The following is a 16079-nucleotide window of genomic DNA, read 5'->3' as shown; positions in this document are numbered from 1 at the left end:
TATCGTTCAGCCCAGTGTTTTCCGGGCAAGCTGTTGCACCTCTTGCTGGATCTCTTCAATGCTGCGCATGGCGTCCCCGCTGGTGCAGTGCACGGTATCCCAGCCAAGATGCCGGGCACAGAACTCGGCAGCAGCGCGGCTGCGCGCCAGATAGGCGGTATCCTTCTCGTGCACGTCCTTTTTGCTTTCGTCGCCGTGGTAGCGCTGGGTCATCAGCCGCTGGCTGACCGCCGGGTCTACCTGTAAATAGATGACCCTGTCCGGTGCGGGAAGTCCCAGCAGACGGAACTCGTAATCAAACAGCCAGTGCAGATATTCCTCCCACTGCTCCTGCGGAAGCTTCGAGCACTGGTGCACCGCGTTGGAGGTGGTGTAGCGGTCGGCGATGATCACACCGCCCTGCTCATAAAAGCTGCCCCAGCTGGTTTTATAGCTGGCATAGCGGTCCACCGCGTAAAAGCTGGAAGCCGCATAGGCGTTTACATCGTCCGGGTGCTGGCCGAACTGCCCGGCCAGATACATCTTGACCAGTGCGCTGGAATCACTGGCATAGTCCGGGAAGGTGATCTTTTGTACCGGCACACCCTGCGCGGCGAGATGCTCTGCCAGCAGCTTTGCCTGTGTGGCCTTGCCGCTTCCGTCCAGCCCTTCCAGCACAATCAGTTTGCCCTTGCTCATACGGCGGCACCTTCTTTAATGGCGGCATATTTTGCGCGCACCTCGGCGGTCTTGCCGCAGCACATCTTGCCCTCCGGGCAGGGGCCGCACAGGCAGGCGGGGCCGGCCTTGGCAAAGATATGGGGTGCCACCGGGTACACCAGCGCGAACATCTTTTCGGCCAGTTCCCGGATCTCCCACTGGGCGCGGTTGCAGCAGCGCAGCTGGAAGAAGTTCATCAGGCTGCGGGCGTTCATGGTGACCACCATTTTGGTCTCGCAGGCGTTGGGCAACACAAAGCGGGCGTCCTCGTTGGCCTGTTTAGAAGCCTTAGCGCGGGCCTGCTTTTCCGGCATTCCCTCAGCCATCAGGCGGGCGGTGTGCCCCTCCTCCAGCTTGTGGGCAAGGTCGAGATAACGCTGGGCGTCCTCCTCCATGCTGGCAAGGAAAGCTGCCTTTGCTTCCGGGATAGCCTCGATCTCCGGGGGCGTCACATAGCGGAAATCATCCAGACGCACATAGCGCTGGCTCTGCACGCTGAAGGATGCGATGCGGTGCCGGGTGATCTGGGCAAGCAAGGTGCGGCTGACCCCCTCGATGCCAAAAGTAAAGCTGGCGTGCTCGATGGGGCTGGCATGGCCAAGGTCGCTGAGCATGGTCAGGAATTTTGCAGTTTTTTCCTCGTCCAGCCCGTCCAGAAGGTCGGTGATGTGGGCGTCGGAATAGCAGAGCTTTGCGGCAGCCGCCACCACCTTTTCCGGTTCCGGGGTGTGGGCGATCAAACGAACAGTCATCATAGGGTCATTCTTCCTCCGTAATCTTGGTCAGGGGCGCAAAATTGGCCATCGTTTTCTTGATGCCAACTTTTTCAAAGTTGATCTCTACGATCTGATCCCCGGCAGCGGGCTTTACCTTCAGCACCGTGCCGCGGCCGAACACTTTGTGCTCCACGATGTCGCCCGGCTCATAGTGCTTTGAACCGGAAGCCGCCGGTTTCACGGCAGAATTTACCGTAAAGGCTGTTTGCTTTACAGTATTTTTTGTCGCATTTCCGCCGGAATATGCGGAGCCAAATCCGCTGCTTCTTGTGGTCGGCTGGGTGGAGCTGTTGCCATAGTGACTGCCAAAACCGGAGGAAGCAGGGTTTCTTCCTCCGTAAGAAGAGCCGAAACCACGGCTTTCGCCGGCGTTATATTCCCGGTTCAGGTAGCCGCTGCGGTTGCCCGAACTGTAACTCGAGCCATAACCGCCGCCGTAGCTGCTGCGGCTGTAACCGGAGGGGCCGGAGTAACCGGATGCTCCACCGGGCACGGTATCACTGTACTCAGAGCCCCAGCCGCCCATGTGGGAACGCTGTTCCAGTACAGGGCTGCGGGTCTCCTCGATATACTCCGGTTCGATCTCCCGCAGAAAGCGGCTGGGCTCGTTGCGCTGGGTGCGGCCGTACAACATCCGGGTGACGCTGTTGGAGATGTACAGTTCCTTTTTGGCACGGGTGATGCCAACGTATGCAAGACGGCGTTCCTCTTCCAGATCTGCTTCGGAGTATTTGCTCATCTCGCTGGGGAAAACGCCCTCCTCCATGCCGATGAGGAACACATAGGGGAACTCCAAGCCTTTGGCAGAGTGGATGGTCATCAGTACCACCTGGTCGCTGCTTTCGTTGTAGCTGTCGATATCGCTGATGAGGGCGATATCCTCCAGATAGCCCTCCAGCGTGGCTTCCTCGCCGTGCTGGTCACAGTAGTTTTTGACATTGTTCACCAGCTGACCCAAGTTCTGCAGACGGTCGGCGGCATCCTCGTGCCCCTTGGCGGCGTCTGCTTCCAACATGGCCTTGTAGCCGGTCAGCTCGATGACATCGGAGGCAAACTCGTCCAGCGTGCGGGTGGCAAGAGAATCCTGCAAACGCTGGTAGATCTGCCAAAACTTGAGCAGCGGCATGACCGCGCGGGAAAGTTTCGCGTATTGGTCTGCATGGCTGATGATATCCAGCATACTGACCCCCTGCTGCCCGGCAAGGTCTGCAATGACATCCACGGTGGTAGCACCGATCTTGCGGGCGGGCTCGTTGATGATACGGCGCAGCCGCACATCGTCCCGGGGGTTGGCCACAATGGACATATAGGAGTGGATGTCCTTGACCTCCTTGCGGTCGTTGAAGCGCTGCCCGCCCACGATCTTATGCGGAATACCCGCGCGGGTGAAGTAGCTTTCGATGGGAGCCGACTGGGCGTTCATACGGTAGAGAATGGCGTGGTCTGCCAGATGCCCGCCCTCCTTCAGGTGCTGGCCGATGATATCCGCGATATGGCTGGCTTCGTCCTGCTCATTCTCGGCGGTATACACCTGCACCTTATCGCCCTCGCCGTTGTCCGTCCAAAGGGTCTTGCCCTTGCGCTCGGTGTTGTGCTGGATGACACAGTTGGCTGCGTTGAGGATATTGGAGGTGGAGCGGTAGTTCTGCTCCAGACGGATGGTCTTGGTGCCGGGATAGAGTTTTTCAAAGTTGAGAATGTTCTCAATGGTAGCGCCGCGGAAGCGGTAGATGCTCTGGTCGTCATCGCCCACCACGCAGATGTTGCGCTCCGGCCCGGTGAGCAGGCTGACCAGACGGAACTGCGCCACGCTGGTATCCTGATACTCGTCCACCAGCAGGTAGCGGTACTTGTTCTGGTAGAACTCCCGCACGTCCGGGTGTTCAGCCAGCAGCTGCACGGTCTGGTAGATCAAGTCGTCAAAATCGAACGCACCGGCCTCTTTCAGCTTTTTCTCGTAAGCTGCGTAGATGCGGGCGGTCTGGGTGCTCTTCACGTCTCTGGCGTGGTCTGCAAGTGCCTGCTCCGGGCTGACCAGCTGATCCTTCCAGCGGCTCATCTGGTTGATGGCGGCCTTGATGGGCAGGAATTTATCATCGATGCTCAGCTCTTTATATACGGTTTTCATTACACGCTGGGCATCGTCTGTATCATAGATGGTAAAGCTGCGGGGGTAGCCGATCTCTTCGGCCCAGCGGCGCAGAATGCGCACACAGGCCGAGTGGAAGGTGGAGGCGAACACTTCGTCCCCTTCCTCGCCGCCCAGCATCCGGCGCAGACGCTCTTTCAGCTCCCCTGCTGCCTTGTTGGTAAAGGTAATGGCCATCACGTTCCAGCTGCGCACCGCGTTCTGGCGCAGCATCCCGTCCAGCCAGCTGGGGGCATCTGTACCGGTCATAATGGCGGTGCGCAGGGCTTTGACGTCCTCCTCGGTCACCGGGCGGGGCGTTTCTTTGGAGCCGTGCGCCGAGCCGAACCGGATGAGGTTGGCGATACGGTTGACCAGCACGGTGGTCTTGCCGCTGCCGGCACCGGCAAGGATGAGCAGCGGGCCATCCGTGGTAAACACAGCCTGCCGCTGCATATCGTTCAGGCGGCCGAATTGCTTTTCAATGTAAGTATCACGCAGGGTGCAGAATTCCTGCCCGAGAGATGCTGCCATGGTTTCACCTGTTTCCTTCGCTGTTATTCATACCGTATAGTATAACACATTTCGAAATAGTTGTACACCAAAACTGCATAGAGTTACAGCTGCTTTTCCAGCAGATAGCGGTCGTAGCCGCCGTACATCTCCCGGCTGCAGCGGATGACAAAGCCGGAAGCCTGTGCGTTGTGCAGGCTGTAACTGTTGTCCGGGCTGACGGTAGCCCCCAGATGGGCGATCTGCGGCGGCAGCAGCGGCAGAGCCGCTTCCAGCATGGCGCGCTGCAAGCCGTTGCCCCGCCAGTCCGGGTGCACTACTGCGCTGTCTGCGTTGGCCCAGTGTTGCCACTGACTTTGCGGCACGCCCAGAAAAGCAGCGTAGTTCTCACTGCTCTGCCCGCACAGGCGCAGGATGAGGTAGGCCCCCAGCCGCCCCTGCTGCCACGCACCGATACACACCCCGGTGCGCAGATAACCGGTAATGTTTTCCAGCGTATCCGGCACGAACTGCTCCGGGTGCGGCATGGCGGCGCGCACTTCGTTTTGCAGCGCGAACACCGCCGGTGCCTCGGCAGGGGTGCAGCGCCGTAGGGTGACAGCCTGCCGGGCGGGCCGGCCGCCTACTTTTTGCAGAAAATAGTCCATCTGTACTATGCCCTCCAAAATAAAATCGTACTTTTCAGCAGATTCCAGTATAAATGACGCTTTTCTAAATGTCAAATTATGCTATAATAAGAGAGAAGGGGCTGTGGAGGAATCCTCCCGGCCCGTTCGTATGAAGTTCGGGGCGGCGCTGCCGCCCGGAAACGGAGGAACCATCCATGAAAGATCCCGCACTGGCATCGTCCAGCCGCTTGGGCGGCGCTGTGATCAGTGACCGCGTTGTTGCAAGCCTGCTGGAGGAGCTGACCAACGGGCGCTATGCCCAAGCCGACCGCCTGCCCGCCGAGGTAGACCTTGCCACCGAGTTGGGGGTAAGCCGCACCGTGATCCGTGACGCGCTGAGCGAGATGGAGCGCGCCGGTTATGTGGAACGGGTGCGCGGTATTGGCACGGTAGTGAACCGTGCTGTGCTGGGGCTGCGCAGCCGCTTGGACCAGAAGCTGGAGTACTACCCGCTGATCCGCAGCTTTGGCAGCTACCCCCATGCAGACGGCATTCAGGTGATGCTTCTTCGTGCAGGCGAGGAGATGGCCCACGCGCTGGCGCTGGAGGTCGGCGATGAGGTGATCTGCATCAAAAAGCGTATCCTTGCCGATACCACCCCGGTGATCTACTCCATCGACTACCTGCCCCGCAGCCTGTTCGGCAACCGGGACTACACCCGCATCGACCTGACCGGCGACATCTTTGAGATCCTGGAGCAGGAGTGCCACCAGCAGATCTCCTCCAATGTGGCGCACCTGAAGGCCAGCTGCGGCGACGAGGCCATCCGCGCAGCCATGCGTCTTGCCCCGGGTGAGGCCATGCTGCTGCTGGACGAAGTGTGTTTCAATCGTTTGTGCAGGCCGGTGATGCGCTCGCTGAGCTACTACACAAACTTTTTTGATTTTTCCATTTTACGCAAACTACTTTAAACGGAGGTATACTGTCCATGCGTCATCTGATCGATCCTTTGGATCTTACCCAGCAGGAGATCACACAGCTGCTTGATCTTGCCGACCGTATCTGCGCCGACCCTGCTGCCTATCAGGAGGTTGCCAACCACAAAAAGCTGGCCACCTTGTTCTACGAGCCCTCCACCCGCACCCGCCTGTCCTTTGAGGCGGCTATGCTGAACTTGGGCGGCCATGTACTGGGCTTCCCCAGCGAGAACGTGTCCAGCGCCACCAAGGGCGAGAGCGTGGCCGACACCATCCGGGTGGTTTCCTGCTATGCCGATATCGTTGCCATGCGCCACCCAAAAGAGGGTGCACCGCTGCGTGCTTCCCGCTACTCCCGCATTCCGGTGATCAACGCCGGTGACGGCGGTCACCAGCACCCTACCCAGACCCTGACCGACCTGATGACCATTCGCCGCCGCATGGGCAGACTGGATGATCTGACCATTGGCCTGTGCGGTGATTTGAAGTTCGGCCGCACCGTCCACTCCCTGCTCAAGACCATGGCACGCTGCAAGAACATCCGCTTTGTGCTGATCAGCCCGGAGGAGCTGCGGGTGCCGGATTATATCATCAACGACGTGCTGGAGGCCAACGGCATCCCCTACAAGGAGACCCGCAGTCTGGAGGAATCCATGCCGGAACTGGACATCCTGTACATGACCCGCGTGCAGAAGGAGCGCTTCTTCAACGAGGAGGACTATATCCGCCTGAAGAACAGCTATGTGCTGACCCGCGAAAAGATGGCGCAGGCCAAGCCCACCATGGCGGTGCTGCACCCCCTGCCCCGTGTGAACGAGATCGCGCTGGACGTGGACGACGACCCGCGCGCCGCTTATTTTGAACAGGTGCAGAACGGCGTTTACGTCCGCATGGCACTGATCATGACCCTGCTGGGGCTTGCAGACCCCAAAGCACCGAAGGAGGAGAACTGATATGTTGAATATTGACGAGATTCAGAACGGTATTGTCATCGACCACATCAAGGCAGGTACTGCCGTTGGTCTGATGGATCTGCTGGGCATTGCGGGCAACCGCACTGCCAGCGTGGCGCTGATCCAGAACGCCCGCAGCAAAAAGACGGCCAGCGGCCGCAAGGACATCATCAAGGTAGAGGGCGATGCCTCCTGGCTGAACCTGGATGTGCTGGCTTATCTGGACCCGAACATCAGCGTGACCATTATTGAAAACGGCAAGGCTGTCCGCAAGGAGCAGCCCAAGCCCCCCAAGCGTCTGGTGAACATTGTACGCTGCAAGAACCCCCGCTGCATCTCCAGCATTGAAGAGGAGTGCGACCAGATCTTTGAGCTGAGCTCCAACGGCAAGTACCGCTGCATCTACTGCGAGCAGGAGCTGCAGGTAAAGCCGGAGTAACTGCGCTTTTTACGATTTTAAATGCGCTCCGCTTCGCTCTGCGCATAGTTTAAGGAATTGCATTTTAGTTTTGCAGCTCAGCCAAGCCTGCGGGCTTGGCTGAGCTGCTTTTTCATGGGAGGGACGCAGAGGGAAACCGCAGCTGCCGCGCTGGTTTTCTACCGAAACAGTCGCGCGGCGGGTCGGCTTTCTGCTGACTGGCAGATACGATGATTTAATAGATAAAAAGGACTGCTATACTGGGCAAAACCCATGTACAGCAGTCCTTTTTGGTGCAAAAGAAAACTGACGGGACTCTTTGCAGCGCACGATACCCCGGCTTGCCTATGCCATTCCCGTACAGCAGGCAGCGCCGGAATTGCGACACATCGAGAAACTTTATCGACTGCAACCCCCAAAAGGTCCGCCGCAGAAAGCCCCGTCAGCAAGGTACTGTGCATTCCTGCACAGCCCAAAAAAGCAAAGGTAGGCAGCCTGCTTACACGCACCGCAGGCTGTTTTTCCATCCAGCAACAAAGCTTTTAAAAAGAAGGGTATTCCCCCCCTCCCACCGCAACGTGACCATGTCCGCACGGAAGGCTTCCTTTACTGACCACAGTATAGCAGAGTTACGCTTCTGTTGCACAAAAATTGTCATATTCTGACGGTGCAGATGTCATGAATTGCCGGTGGGCACCGCACAGGTAAAGCGGAACCAATTGTCCCGGCAGCTCAGGGTATACTCCGCACCGTGGCGCAGCAAAACGTCCCGCACGTTGGAAAGCCCCATGCCGTGGCCGGGCTCCTTGCGGGTGGTGCGGGGCAGCTGCCCATCCGGCGGCAGCTCCACATCTCGTTGCACCCGATTGCGCACCGAGAGAAGATATTCCACCTCCGTTTTGCGCACCCGCACGTAGACCTCCGGTGGGTATGCCTGCGCTGCGGCACAGATGGCGTTATCCAGCAGATTTGCCAGCACGGTGACCATATCCACCCCGCTCAGCGGGAAATCCCGCAGGTCGCAAAGGTCAAAATACACGCTTACGCCCTGCCGGGTGGCCTCCTCGTACTTGCGAGTCAGGATGGAGTCCAACAGCGGGTTGTGGGTATCCATAATGGTAGTGCTGGCCGCCACAGCCTTATCCACACCGGCAATATAGTCCTGCGCACCGCCCACATCTCCCTGTGCCAGCAAGGCACGCAACGCACTGATGTGGTTGGTGAACTCATGGGTCAGACGGCGCTGGGCAGTGTAGGAATCCAGCAGAGCCGAAGCCCGCTGCTGCTCCAGTTCGGCCTGAAAATGCAGGCTGCGACGCTGCATGACCTGATCATTGAACATTGCCACGATGCACAGATGCACCATGACAGCCACCGTAAGCCCCACTGTCATCCCCATTGTGGCCATGGTGGCCCTTTTGTTGTTATCTGTGAGCATGAGCAGGATGTTCAGCACCACGACCACGCCCGGAAAAAAGCTCATGGTCAGCGCCTGCAAAGGCTCCAGTGCATTGCGCCTGCGCCACTTGCCTACCAAAAAGGCCACAGCTGCGCCCACCACCATATTTGCCACCGCTATGATGATCAGACAGTCTGCGCGTTGGATGACCTGCTGCAGTTCACACTTCAGGATCCATGATATGACATACCTCATACTGTTTTCGACCAACAGGCACATGGTACCGTTGATCAGGCAGGCGGTAAACTTCTGACCCGGTGTGCCGCCAAATAGCATGACGGTGATGAACAGAAAAAGGATCGTGAGAGCCACTGCCCTCGGCGTAAAAAAGCCAAAGTTGTACACGACCGAGAGGGTCATCGTGAGCATGGTTATAACACCGGACCACACCAGAGGGTGCTTTACCCTGCCCTTGCCAAGGTAAGCATATTCCACCATGATAAAGCCGAGCCACTGGGCAAGGCAGATCCAGTGGCCGTACATATACCAGCGCCAGAATTCTTCATTCATCGCCGAACTGCCCCTTCCATTCCAGCCATGCGCTGCGGATGGCTGTATAGTACTGTCGGCTGACGCTCAGTTCTACCCCGCTGCGCAGCTCCACCTTATAGTTGCGGATGGAGCGCACATATTGCAGATTGACCACATCGCTGCGCCCTACCTGCAAAAAGCCGTTTTCGTACAGCATGGCGGGCAGATCAGCGATCTTGCCGTAAAAGGTGCAGATGGGCTGGTGCGGGATATCGCCGTAGACGTTGATCTGCCGCAGATCGCTTTCCAGATAATAGATCTGATCCAGCGGGATCTCACTGGTGGTACGGTTGTGGTGCACCTCCAGCGTTTTTCGGAGGTCGGACATGCCGGAAAAAATATCCTCCAGACAGCTGGGCAGCTGGGCGGCAATATCCCGCTTGAGTAGGTAGCGGTAAGCGTTGACCGTGTAGCCCTGCGGGGCAAATTCCAGATAAGCCGAAATGTACACCAGCACGATATCCGGGGCGACCTGCCGCAGCTTGCGTCCCAGTGCAATGCCGTCGGTGGTTTTCAGGTCTACATCCAGAAACGCCAGCTGGTAGCGTTCCAGCTCCGGGGTAGCCAGCAGCTGCTCACCGCTGGTGCAGACGGTGCTCTGCACCTGAATCTCCCGGGCGCGGAACCATTCCGAGATGTACTCGTCCATCTGTGCAGCGAAGGCCGCATCATCGTCACAGACCAGAATGTGCATGGGTGTGTTTCCTCCTTTTTGAATACAAAAAAGCATATAGCAGTGTTTCCCGCCGGGAGAAGCGCCCTATATGCTTTTATATTACACTTGTTCCGCCTGTTCGTCAATCAAAGACGGAGCAGACGCTGGGATCACTTATGCAAGGAATTTGTCGTAGAGACCAAATGCAAAGATGAACACCACGATGAGCGGCAGCACATAAGTCAGGTAGCCGCGCATCCAGTCCTGCACCTTGAGACCCTTGCCGGTGTTGACCTCTTTTTTGTAGTTCTGCCAGCCCCAGCCGTAGCGGGTAACGCAGAACAGCAGATATACCAGGCTGCCCAGCGGCAGGAACAGGTTACTGACCAGAAAGTCCTCTACATCCAGCACAGCACCGCCGAACACTGCAAAGCCATCCCATGCCCACAGGTTATAGCCCAGCACACAGGGCATGGACAGCAGGATGATGAGCACAAGGTTCACCAGACTGGACTTTTTGCGGCTGCAGCCGGTCAGTTCCATGCCACAGCAGATGATATTCTCGAACACTGCCAGCACGGTGGACATGGCTGCAAAAGCCATGAACAAAAAGAACAGGCTGCCCCACAGCCGCCCCATGGACATATTGGCAAAGATGTTGGGCAGGGTGATAAAGATGAGGCTGGGGCCGCTGGTCTGGTCCACATGGTAGGTAAAGCAGGCCGGGAAGATGATCAAACCGGCGGTGATGGCTACAAAGGTATCCAGCACCACAATGCGGACAGATTCGCCCAGCAGGGAATGTTCCTTGCCGATATAGCTGCCGAAGATGGACATGGCGCCGATGCCAAGGCTCAGGGTGAAGAAGGCCTGATTCATAGCGGAGACCAGTGTGTTGACCACGCCCACCTCCTGCATCCGGGCAAAGTCCGGCACAAGGAAGAAGGAAAGGCCTTCCTTTGCCCCGGGCATGAACAGGCTGTTGACGGCAAGCACCACCATAATGAGGAGCAGGGCGATCATCATGCCCTTAGTCACGCGCTCCAGACCGCTTTGCAGACCCTTGGCGCACACCAGAATGCTCACTACCACCACAAATACCATCCAGAAGGTCATAGTAGCGGGGCTGGCCAGCATTTCGGTAAACTTACCGGCCACCTGCTCGGCGTTGAGCCCCGCCAGTTTGCCGACGGCGGTCATGTAGAAATAGTGCAGCATCCAGCCCGCCACGGTGGTGTAGAACATCATCAGCAGATAGCAGCCGATGAGGGTGAAGTAGCCGTGGATGTGCCACTTCTGCCCCGGCTTTTCCAGTGCCTGATACGCCCGCACCGGGCTTTTGCGGGAGGCGCGTCCCACGGCGAATTCCATGGTCATGATAGGCAGACCCAGAATGACTAGAAAAATCAGGTAGAACAGTACAAAAGCACCGCCGCCGCCCTGCCCGGCAATATACGGAAACTTCCACACGTTGCCGATGCCGATGGCACAGCCTGCAGAAAGCAGAATAAAGCCCAGACGGGATTTCAGAGTTTCTCGTTCCATGATCCGATAACTCCTTACTTCTGCTTCCGGGGTGTGTTTTTGCCCACGGGGCCGCGAGGACGGCGCTCGGCAGCCTTGGACTGCTGCGCAGCAGAGCGGGTCTGTGCACGACCCTTGACCGCTGCGGCACGCAGACCGTTCACCTCGGCCTTAGTCAGCTCGCGGTAGGTACCGGGCTTGAGCATTCCCAGCTTGACCACGCCCTCGGCGTTGCGCTTCAGGCGCACCACCTCAAGACCCACGCTCTCGCACATTCGGCGGATCTCGCGGTTCTTGCCCTCCTTCAGGGTCATTTCCATCACAGTGCGGCCAGGCTCGTCAGTGACCACATTGATGGCACAGGGCATGGTCTTGGTGCCGTCGTCCAGCACGACGCCGCTGCTCAGCTTGAGGATGGTGGCCTCGTCGGCGCGGGGCTGCACGGTAACGCGGTACAGCTTGGAGATACCGCCGGACGGATGGGTGACGGCCTGTGCAAAGGCACCGTCGTTGGTCATCAGCAGCAGACCCTCGCTGTCCTTATCCAAACGACCCACCGGGTACAGGCGGGCGGGGATGTCGCTGACCAAGTCCATCACGGTCTTGCGGCCCAGCTCATCGCTAGCGGTGGTCACATAGCCACGGGGCTTGTACAGCGCCAGATAATACAACTGCTGATTCTTTTGGATGTAGATGCGCTCGTCATCCACATGGAGCACGTCACGGTTGGGGTCCATTTTGTCGCCCACCTTGACCGGGTGGCCGTTCACCTTGACGCGGCCCTCGGCAATGATCTGCTCGGCGGCGCGGCGGGAGCACAGACCCTGCTCGGCCATGATCTTCTGAATACGTTCTTCTGCCATAATATTACTCCTTGTGCGCCTCACGGCGCTCAAAATGCGCACCGCTCCCCTGCTTTTGCGGGGCACGGTGCGCGGCTATATAGACCGCAGACCAAAAGATCTGCGGCTGCGGCTTGATTTGTATAAAAGGTTACTCTGCCTTGGGCTCCTCTGCGGGTGCCTTGGCGTCCTTTTTGACCAGAGTGGTAAGCTTTTCCACCAGCTCAGGCAGCATGGTCAGGGCACGGTCGATGCTGTTGGAGCTATCCGACAGCTGGATGGTGCGCACGCATCCATCCTTGATGACCAGAAATGCCACCGGCTGAATGTTGACACCGGCACCGGAGCCGCCGCCAAACAGATCCTTGTTGGCAGCGTTCTTGCCGTTAAAATCGGTACCGCCGGAGGCGAAACCAAAACTCACCTTGGACACCGGCAGGATGGTGATGCCATCCTCGGTGGTGATGGGCTTGCCGATAATGGTGTTGGAGTCCACCATCTGGTGAATTTTCTCCATCGTAACGTTCATCAGGCCCTGAATAGGATGCTCTGCCATAAAACAACTCTCCTTTATTCATCCGTGCAGGCAGCAGGCCGCCGGAAAGCATTCTGAGATAGATTTAGTGTATCATCTTCAAATAAAAATGTCCAATACTTTTTTACGCCAGAACTCGTACAGTACCCGCACAGCGGCAATGACGATGAACAGCGCCTGTGCGCTGACCCGGAAGGACACCTTGTCCTGCACAGTAGGCTGGGCGCTGCCGAAGTCCGGCAGAACGCGCAGCTGGTCAAATTCCAGAAAGAAGAAATGGTCCAGCACGCCAAGGGTCGGGTACAGCCACGCTTGCAGCTTGCCGTAGCTGCGGGCAGCTGCGGCGGGGTCGTCCCCGCGCACACCAAGGCAGACCGAAATCCTTGTAAAGCGGAGCGCGCCAAACACTGCCCGCAGCAGCGTACCCACGCCCCGCAGCATGGTGCAGATCACATCCAGCGTGATCTTTGCCTTTTGGCGGGGCGGCTTTTCGGTCTTGGGCTTTGCGGGCTGCGCAGCCTTTTTTTCAGCTTTTTTGCGCTTACGCTCTGCACGCCATGCACGGAATTTTGCTTTCAGCCTGCCGGTAAAGCCCTTGGACTCCTCCGGCTGGGCGGGAGCTTCAGGCTTGGGGTATTGGAACACCGGAAAGGTAATGCCCAATGCCCCGGCTTTTACGGTAAGGGTATCATTTTCCCAGCAGACATCCGCGCAGAAGGGGCACAGCAGCAACAGCGCTGCAAGCGCCAACAAAATCAGTAGCAGGATGCCCACCGCCTTGAGGACGAACAGCAGACAAGCGCCCACTGCGGAAAGAACCATGCCCATGGATCAGCCCTCACTTTCGGTCGGATCATCTGCCGGTGCGTCGCTATGCACCGGCGGCAGGTCTGCCAGACTGGACAGACCGAACACACGCAAAAAGGTATCGGTAGTGCGGAAGCTGACCGGGCGACCCGGCAGATCCAGACGTCCGGCTTCCTCGATGAGCCCCTTTTCCAGCAGACCGGACACGCTGGAGGAGGAATCCACGCCGCGCACCTGCTCAATAAAGGCGCGGGACACCGGCTGGTTGTAGGCGATGACGGTCAGGGTCTCCATAGCCGCAGGGCCAAGCGGTACGGCGCGGCGGCTGTCCAGCACGCGGCGCACACAGTCTGCCCACTGGGTCTTGGTAGCCAGCTGCCACCGGGTATTCAGATGCAGCAGGCACAGGCCGCTGTCTTCCCGCTGATAGCGGGTGTGCAGGGTCTCCAGTGCGGCATCCACGCTGGACTGGGGCAGCTGCACCGCCTGTGCCAGCTTATCGGCACCTATGGGGTCGCCGCAGGCAAAAAGCATAGCCTCCACGGCGGCAAGGGTTTGTTTCTGGTTCATGGGTTCTCCTTATTGCGTTCCGGGCGGGTGCGGCGCATGGTCAACGCTCCCCGGTCGTCCAGCGCGATGCGTCCGCCGCGCACCAGTTCCAGCAGCGCCAGAAAGGTAGCTACGTTGGTGCTGCGGCTCTGGCTGCGGGAAAACAGCTGCTCCATTTTTGCCACGGTGCCGCCCAGCATCCGGCGCAGGATGTACACCACCCGGCTGGTGACCGATACCATGGGCGCGGTGACCAGCGGCTCAAACTGCTGCTGGGTGGGCACACGGCGGGTCTTGGTGCGGCCTGCCAACGCCTGCCAGTAGTCCGCCAAGATCTGCGGGGCATGGTGCAATGCGTAGGTGTTATCCCACTCCACTTCCATGGGGCGGCGCACGAATACCGGAGCAGCCTCTCCTTTTGCGCGCAGCAGAGCCGCCATGCGGCGGCACTGGTCGTACTCGATGAGCTGGCCGGTGAGCTCCTGTTTCATGCGCTCACCCTCTTCGCTGCGGGGCAGCAACAGAAAGCTTTTCATCTCCACCAGATGCGCCGCCATTTCAATGAAGGCGCTGGCGGTCTCGGGGTCAGGGTCAGCCTGCTCCACGGTGCGGGTGTACTGGTCGATCAGCTGCAGGATGGGGATATTATGCAAGTCCATTTTATGTTTGGCCACCAGAGCCAGCAATAATTCCAGCGGGCCGTCAAAATCTTCCAGATGGAAGGTCAATTCCTCTGCCACTCAGATCACCGCCCCAAGGCTGCTGGCATAAACGGCGTAGGCGATCTTATCAATATACCCGGTGCCTGCGCCCAAAAGCGACCACACTACGTTATTCAGGTAGTAGAGCGGCGTATCCAGAAAGCCGCCCCAAACCGCTGCCAGCATGACGATCATGATATATTTTTCGTACCGCATCAGGCCAAAGTAGATGCGCTGCGGCAGCACCACCAGCAGAATGCGGCTGCCGTCCAGCGGCGGCACCGGAATCAGGTTGAACACTGCAAGGCTGACGTTCATCAGCACCAGATAGCGCAGGAACATGGCAATGTAAATGGTAGCGTTATTGACCGGCGCCCAGTAGTACATTACCTTCCATGCCACCATGCCAAGGTAAGCCAGCACAAGGTTTGCCACAGGGCCTGCCAGTGCCGTAAGCGCCATGCCCCACTTAGGGTTTTTGAAGTTGCGGGGGTTGGTGGACACAGGCTTTGCCCAGCCCACGCCTGCAAACACCATGCACAGGGTGCCCAGCAGGTCAAAGTGGGCAAAGGGGTTCAGCGAAAGACGCCCCTCGCGTTTGGCGGTGGCATCGCCCAGCAGCCATGCTGCCAGCGCATGGCCAGCCTCGTGGAACGGGATGGCCACCAGTGCCACCAGTGCGCGGATGATATAATAGGTTGCCTGTGCGGTCATGTAAATCTCCTGTCAAAACGAATTTCTTCCTTTATAATACTATTTTTTTGTGCCCTGCACAAGCCCCACAGCACCGGGAATGCAAAAAGCTGCAAGAAATTTTAAAAAAGGCTTGCTTTTTCTTTGTAACTCTGGTAAAATAGTCAAGCTGATTATTTTGATTCCATACTTCACTGTAGGAGGTGCAATTACCATGGCTAAGTGTGAATGCTGCGGCAAGGGTGTTACCTTTGGTATCAAGGTCTCTCACTCTCATCGCCGTTCCAACCGTACCTGGAAGCCGAATGTCCGTCGTGTCAAGGCGGTCGTGGAGGGCTCTCCCAAGTATGTCTACGCATGCTCCCGTTGCCTGCGCGCTGGCAAAGTTACCCGCGCTGTCTAATTTGGTGTATGTGGCCGGTCACTTTGTCGAGTGGCCGGCTTTTTTATTTGCCGCAAGGAGAGGAATAAAATGTCTTTGCCTGTTGATCCCATCATGCTGCTGAGCGTGGTGAACCTGAAACTGCGGGATCAGTATAAGGATCTCGATGCGCTGTGCGAAGATCTGGAGGCCGACAAGGCCGGTCTGTGCGCAAAACTGCACACTGTGGGCTACGATTACGACCCGCAGCGCAACCAGTTTGTCTGATTATAGCTTCCAAATCCGGCACCGGTGCGCAGCGACTGTGCCCGGGCCGGTGAATGATAAAA

The 16079-nt window shown here is 58.1% G+C and carries 18 protein-coding genes; 5 read left to right on the top strand and 13 right to left on the bottom strand.

The window, feature by feature from the left end:
- Positions 1-6 precede the first annotated feature (6 nt).
- From MTP43_RS07205 to MTP43_RS07190, 4 genes are all read right to left on the bottom strand, one after another.
- A complete protein-coding gene (locus MTP43_RS07205) occupies positions 7-678 on the bottom strand; it encodes a dTMP kinase (protein WP_005926082.1) in 672 nt (223 codons plus the stop codon).
- Positions 675-1454: an FAD-dependent thymidylate synthase gene (thyX, locus tag MTP43_RS07200; protein ID WP_005926085.1), complete on the bottom strand. Its 780-nt coding sequence runs from the start codon at positions 1452-1454 to the stop codon at positions 675-677. Before thyX ends, MTP43_RS07205 begins: the two co-directional genes overlap by 4 nt.
- A 4-nt stretch (positions 1455-1458) precedes the next feature.
- Positions 1459-4137, bottom strand: coding sequence for an ATP-dependent helicase (locus MTP43_RS07195; protein WP_005926087.1), 2679 nt, complete (start codon positions 4135-4137; stop codon positions 1459-1461).
- Positions 4138-4220: 83 nt separating this feature from the next.
- The gene (locus tag MTP43_RS07190; protein WP_044960617.1) at positions 4221-4763 is read right to left on the bottom strand and encodes a GNAT family N-acetyltransferase; all 543 of its coding nucleotides are present in this window, start codon (positions 4761-4763) and stop codon (positions 4221-4223) included.
- 176 nt (positions 4764-4939) lie between these two features.
- On the opposite strand from MTP43_RS07190, the gene MTP43_RS07185 reads away from it, so the two are divergent.
- From MTP43_RS07185 to MTP43_RS07175, 3 genes are read left to right on the top strand one after another with little or no spacing between them, the layout of a single operon-like run.
- Positions 4940-5695 carry a GntR family transcriptional regulator gene (locus MTP43_RS07185; protein WP_005926093.1) on the top strand — a complete coding sequence of 252 codons (756 nt, stop codon included), beginning with the start codon at positions 4940-4942 and terminating at the stop codon, positions 5693-5695.
- Positions 5696-5712: 17 nt separating this feature from the next.
- Positions 5713-6654 (top strand): aspartate carbamoyltransferase, encoded by a 942-nt coding sequence (gene pyrB, locus MTP43_RS07180; protein ID WP_005926096.1) that lies wholly within the window; start codon positions 5713-5715, stop codon positions 6652-6654.
- Between the two features lies 1 nt (position 6655).
- The gene (locus MTP43_RS07175) at positions 6656-7093 is read left to right on the top strand and encodes an aspartate carbamoyltransferase regulatory subunit (RefSeq protein ID WP_005926098.1); all 438 of its coding nucleotides are present in this window, start codon (positions 6656-6658) and stop codon (positions 7091-7093) included.
- Between the two features lie 655 nt (positions 7094-7748).
- Here the strand turns inward: MTP43_RS07175 and MTP43_RS07170 are convergent.
- From MTP43_RS07170 to MTP43_RS07130, 9 genes are all read right to left on the bottom strand, one after another.
- Entirely contained in the window at positions 7749-9041 is a 1293-nt protein-coding gene (locus tag MTP43_RS07170) for a sensor histidine kinase (protein ID WP_117526196.1), read from the bottom strand.
- On the bottom strand, positions 9034-9756 hold the full coding sequence (locus tag MTP43_RS07165; RefSeq protein ID WP_015538461.1) for a LytR/AlgR family response regulator transcription factor: 723 nt from the start codon (positions 9754-9756) through the stop codon (positions 9034-9036). Before MTP43_RS07165 ends, MTP43_RS07170 begins: the two co-directional genes overlap by 8 nt.
- 135 nt (positions 9757-9891) lie before the next feature.
- Positions 9892-11262 carry a sodium-dependent transporter gene (locus tag MTP43_RS07160; protein ID WP_005926109.1) on the bottom strand — a complete coding sequence of 457 codons (1371 nt, stop codon included), beginning with the start codon at positions 11260-11262 and terminating at the stop codon, positions 9892-9894.
- Positions 11263-11276: 14 nt separating this feature from the next.
- Positions 11277-12104 carry a pseudouridine synthase gene (locus tag MTP43_RS07155; protein ID WP_015538460.1) on the bottom strand — a complete coding sequence of 276 codons (828 nt, stop codon included), beginning with the start codon at positions 12102-12104 and terminating at the stop codon, positions 11277-11279.
- 130 nt (positions 12105-12234) lie between these two features.
- Positions 12235-12639 (bottom strand): GerW family sporulation protein, encoded by a 405-nt coding sequence (gene ytfJ, locus MTP43_RS07150; protein WP_005926114.1) that lies wholly within the window; start codon positions 12637-12639, stop codon positions 12235-12237.
- A gap of 78 nt (positions 12640-12717) precedes the next feature.
- Positions 12718-13446: a DUF2953 domain-containing protein gene (locus MTP43_RS07145; RefSeq protein ID WP_249235183.1), complete on the bottom strand. Its 729-nt coding sequence runs from the start codon at positions 13444-13446 to the stop codon at positions 12718-12720.
- Between the two features lie 3 nt (positions 13447-13449).
- Positions 13450-13995, bottom strand: coding sequence for an SMC-Scp complex subunit ScpB (gene scpB / locus MTP43_RS07140; RefSeq protein WP_015538457.1), 546 nt, complete (start codon positions 13993-13995; stop codon positions 13450-13452).
- A complete protein-coding gene (locus MTP43_RS07135) occupies positions 13992-14714 on the bottom strand; it encodes a segregation and condensation protein A (RefSeq protein ID WP_097783908.1) in 723 nt (240 codons plus the stop codon). Before MTP43_RS07135 ends, scpB begins: the two co-directional genes overlap by 4 nt.
- Positions 14715-15389, bottom strand: a complete 675-nt coding sequence (locus tag MTP43_RS07130; protein WP_215675422.1) for a site-2 protease family protein — start codon at positions 15387-15389, stop codon at positions 14715-14717.
- 193 nt (positions 15390-15582) lie between these two features.
- Here MTP43_RS07130 and rpmB point away from each other — a divergent pair, with 193 nt between their 5' ends.
- Both rpmB and MTP43_RS07120 read left to right on the top strand, forming a co-directional pair.
- On the top strand, positions 15583-15771 hold the full coding sequence (gene rpmB, locus MTP43_RS07125) for a 50S ribosomal protein L28 (protein WP_080545321.1): 189 nt from the start codon (positions 15583-15585) through the stop codon (positions 15769-15771).
- A gap of 69 nt (positions 15772-15840) precedes the next feature.
- Entirely contained in the window at positions 15841-16017 is a 177-nt protein-coding gene (locus MTP43_RS07120) for a DUF4250 domain-containing protein (protein WP_113991862.1), read from the top strand.
- Positions 16018-16079: the final 62 nt, after the last annotated feature.

This window comes from Faecalibacterium sp. IP-1-18, assembly GCF_023347355.1.
Classification (GTDB): Bacteria; Bacillota; Clostridia; order Oscillospirales; family Ruminococcaceae; genus Faecalibacterium; species Faecalibacterium prausnitzii.
This window is presented reverse-complemented; position numbering and strand designations above follow the sequence as displayed.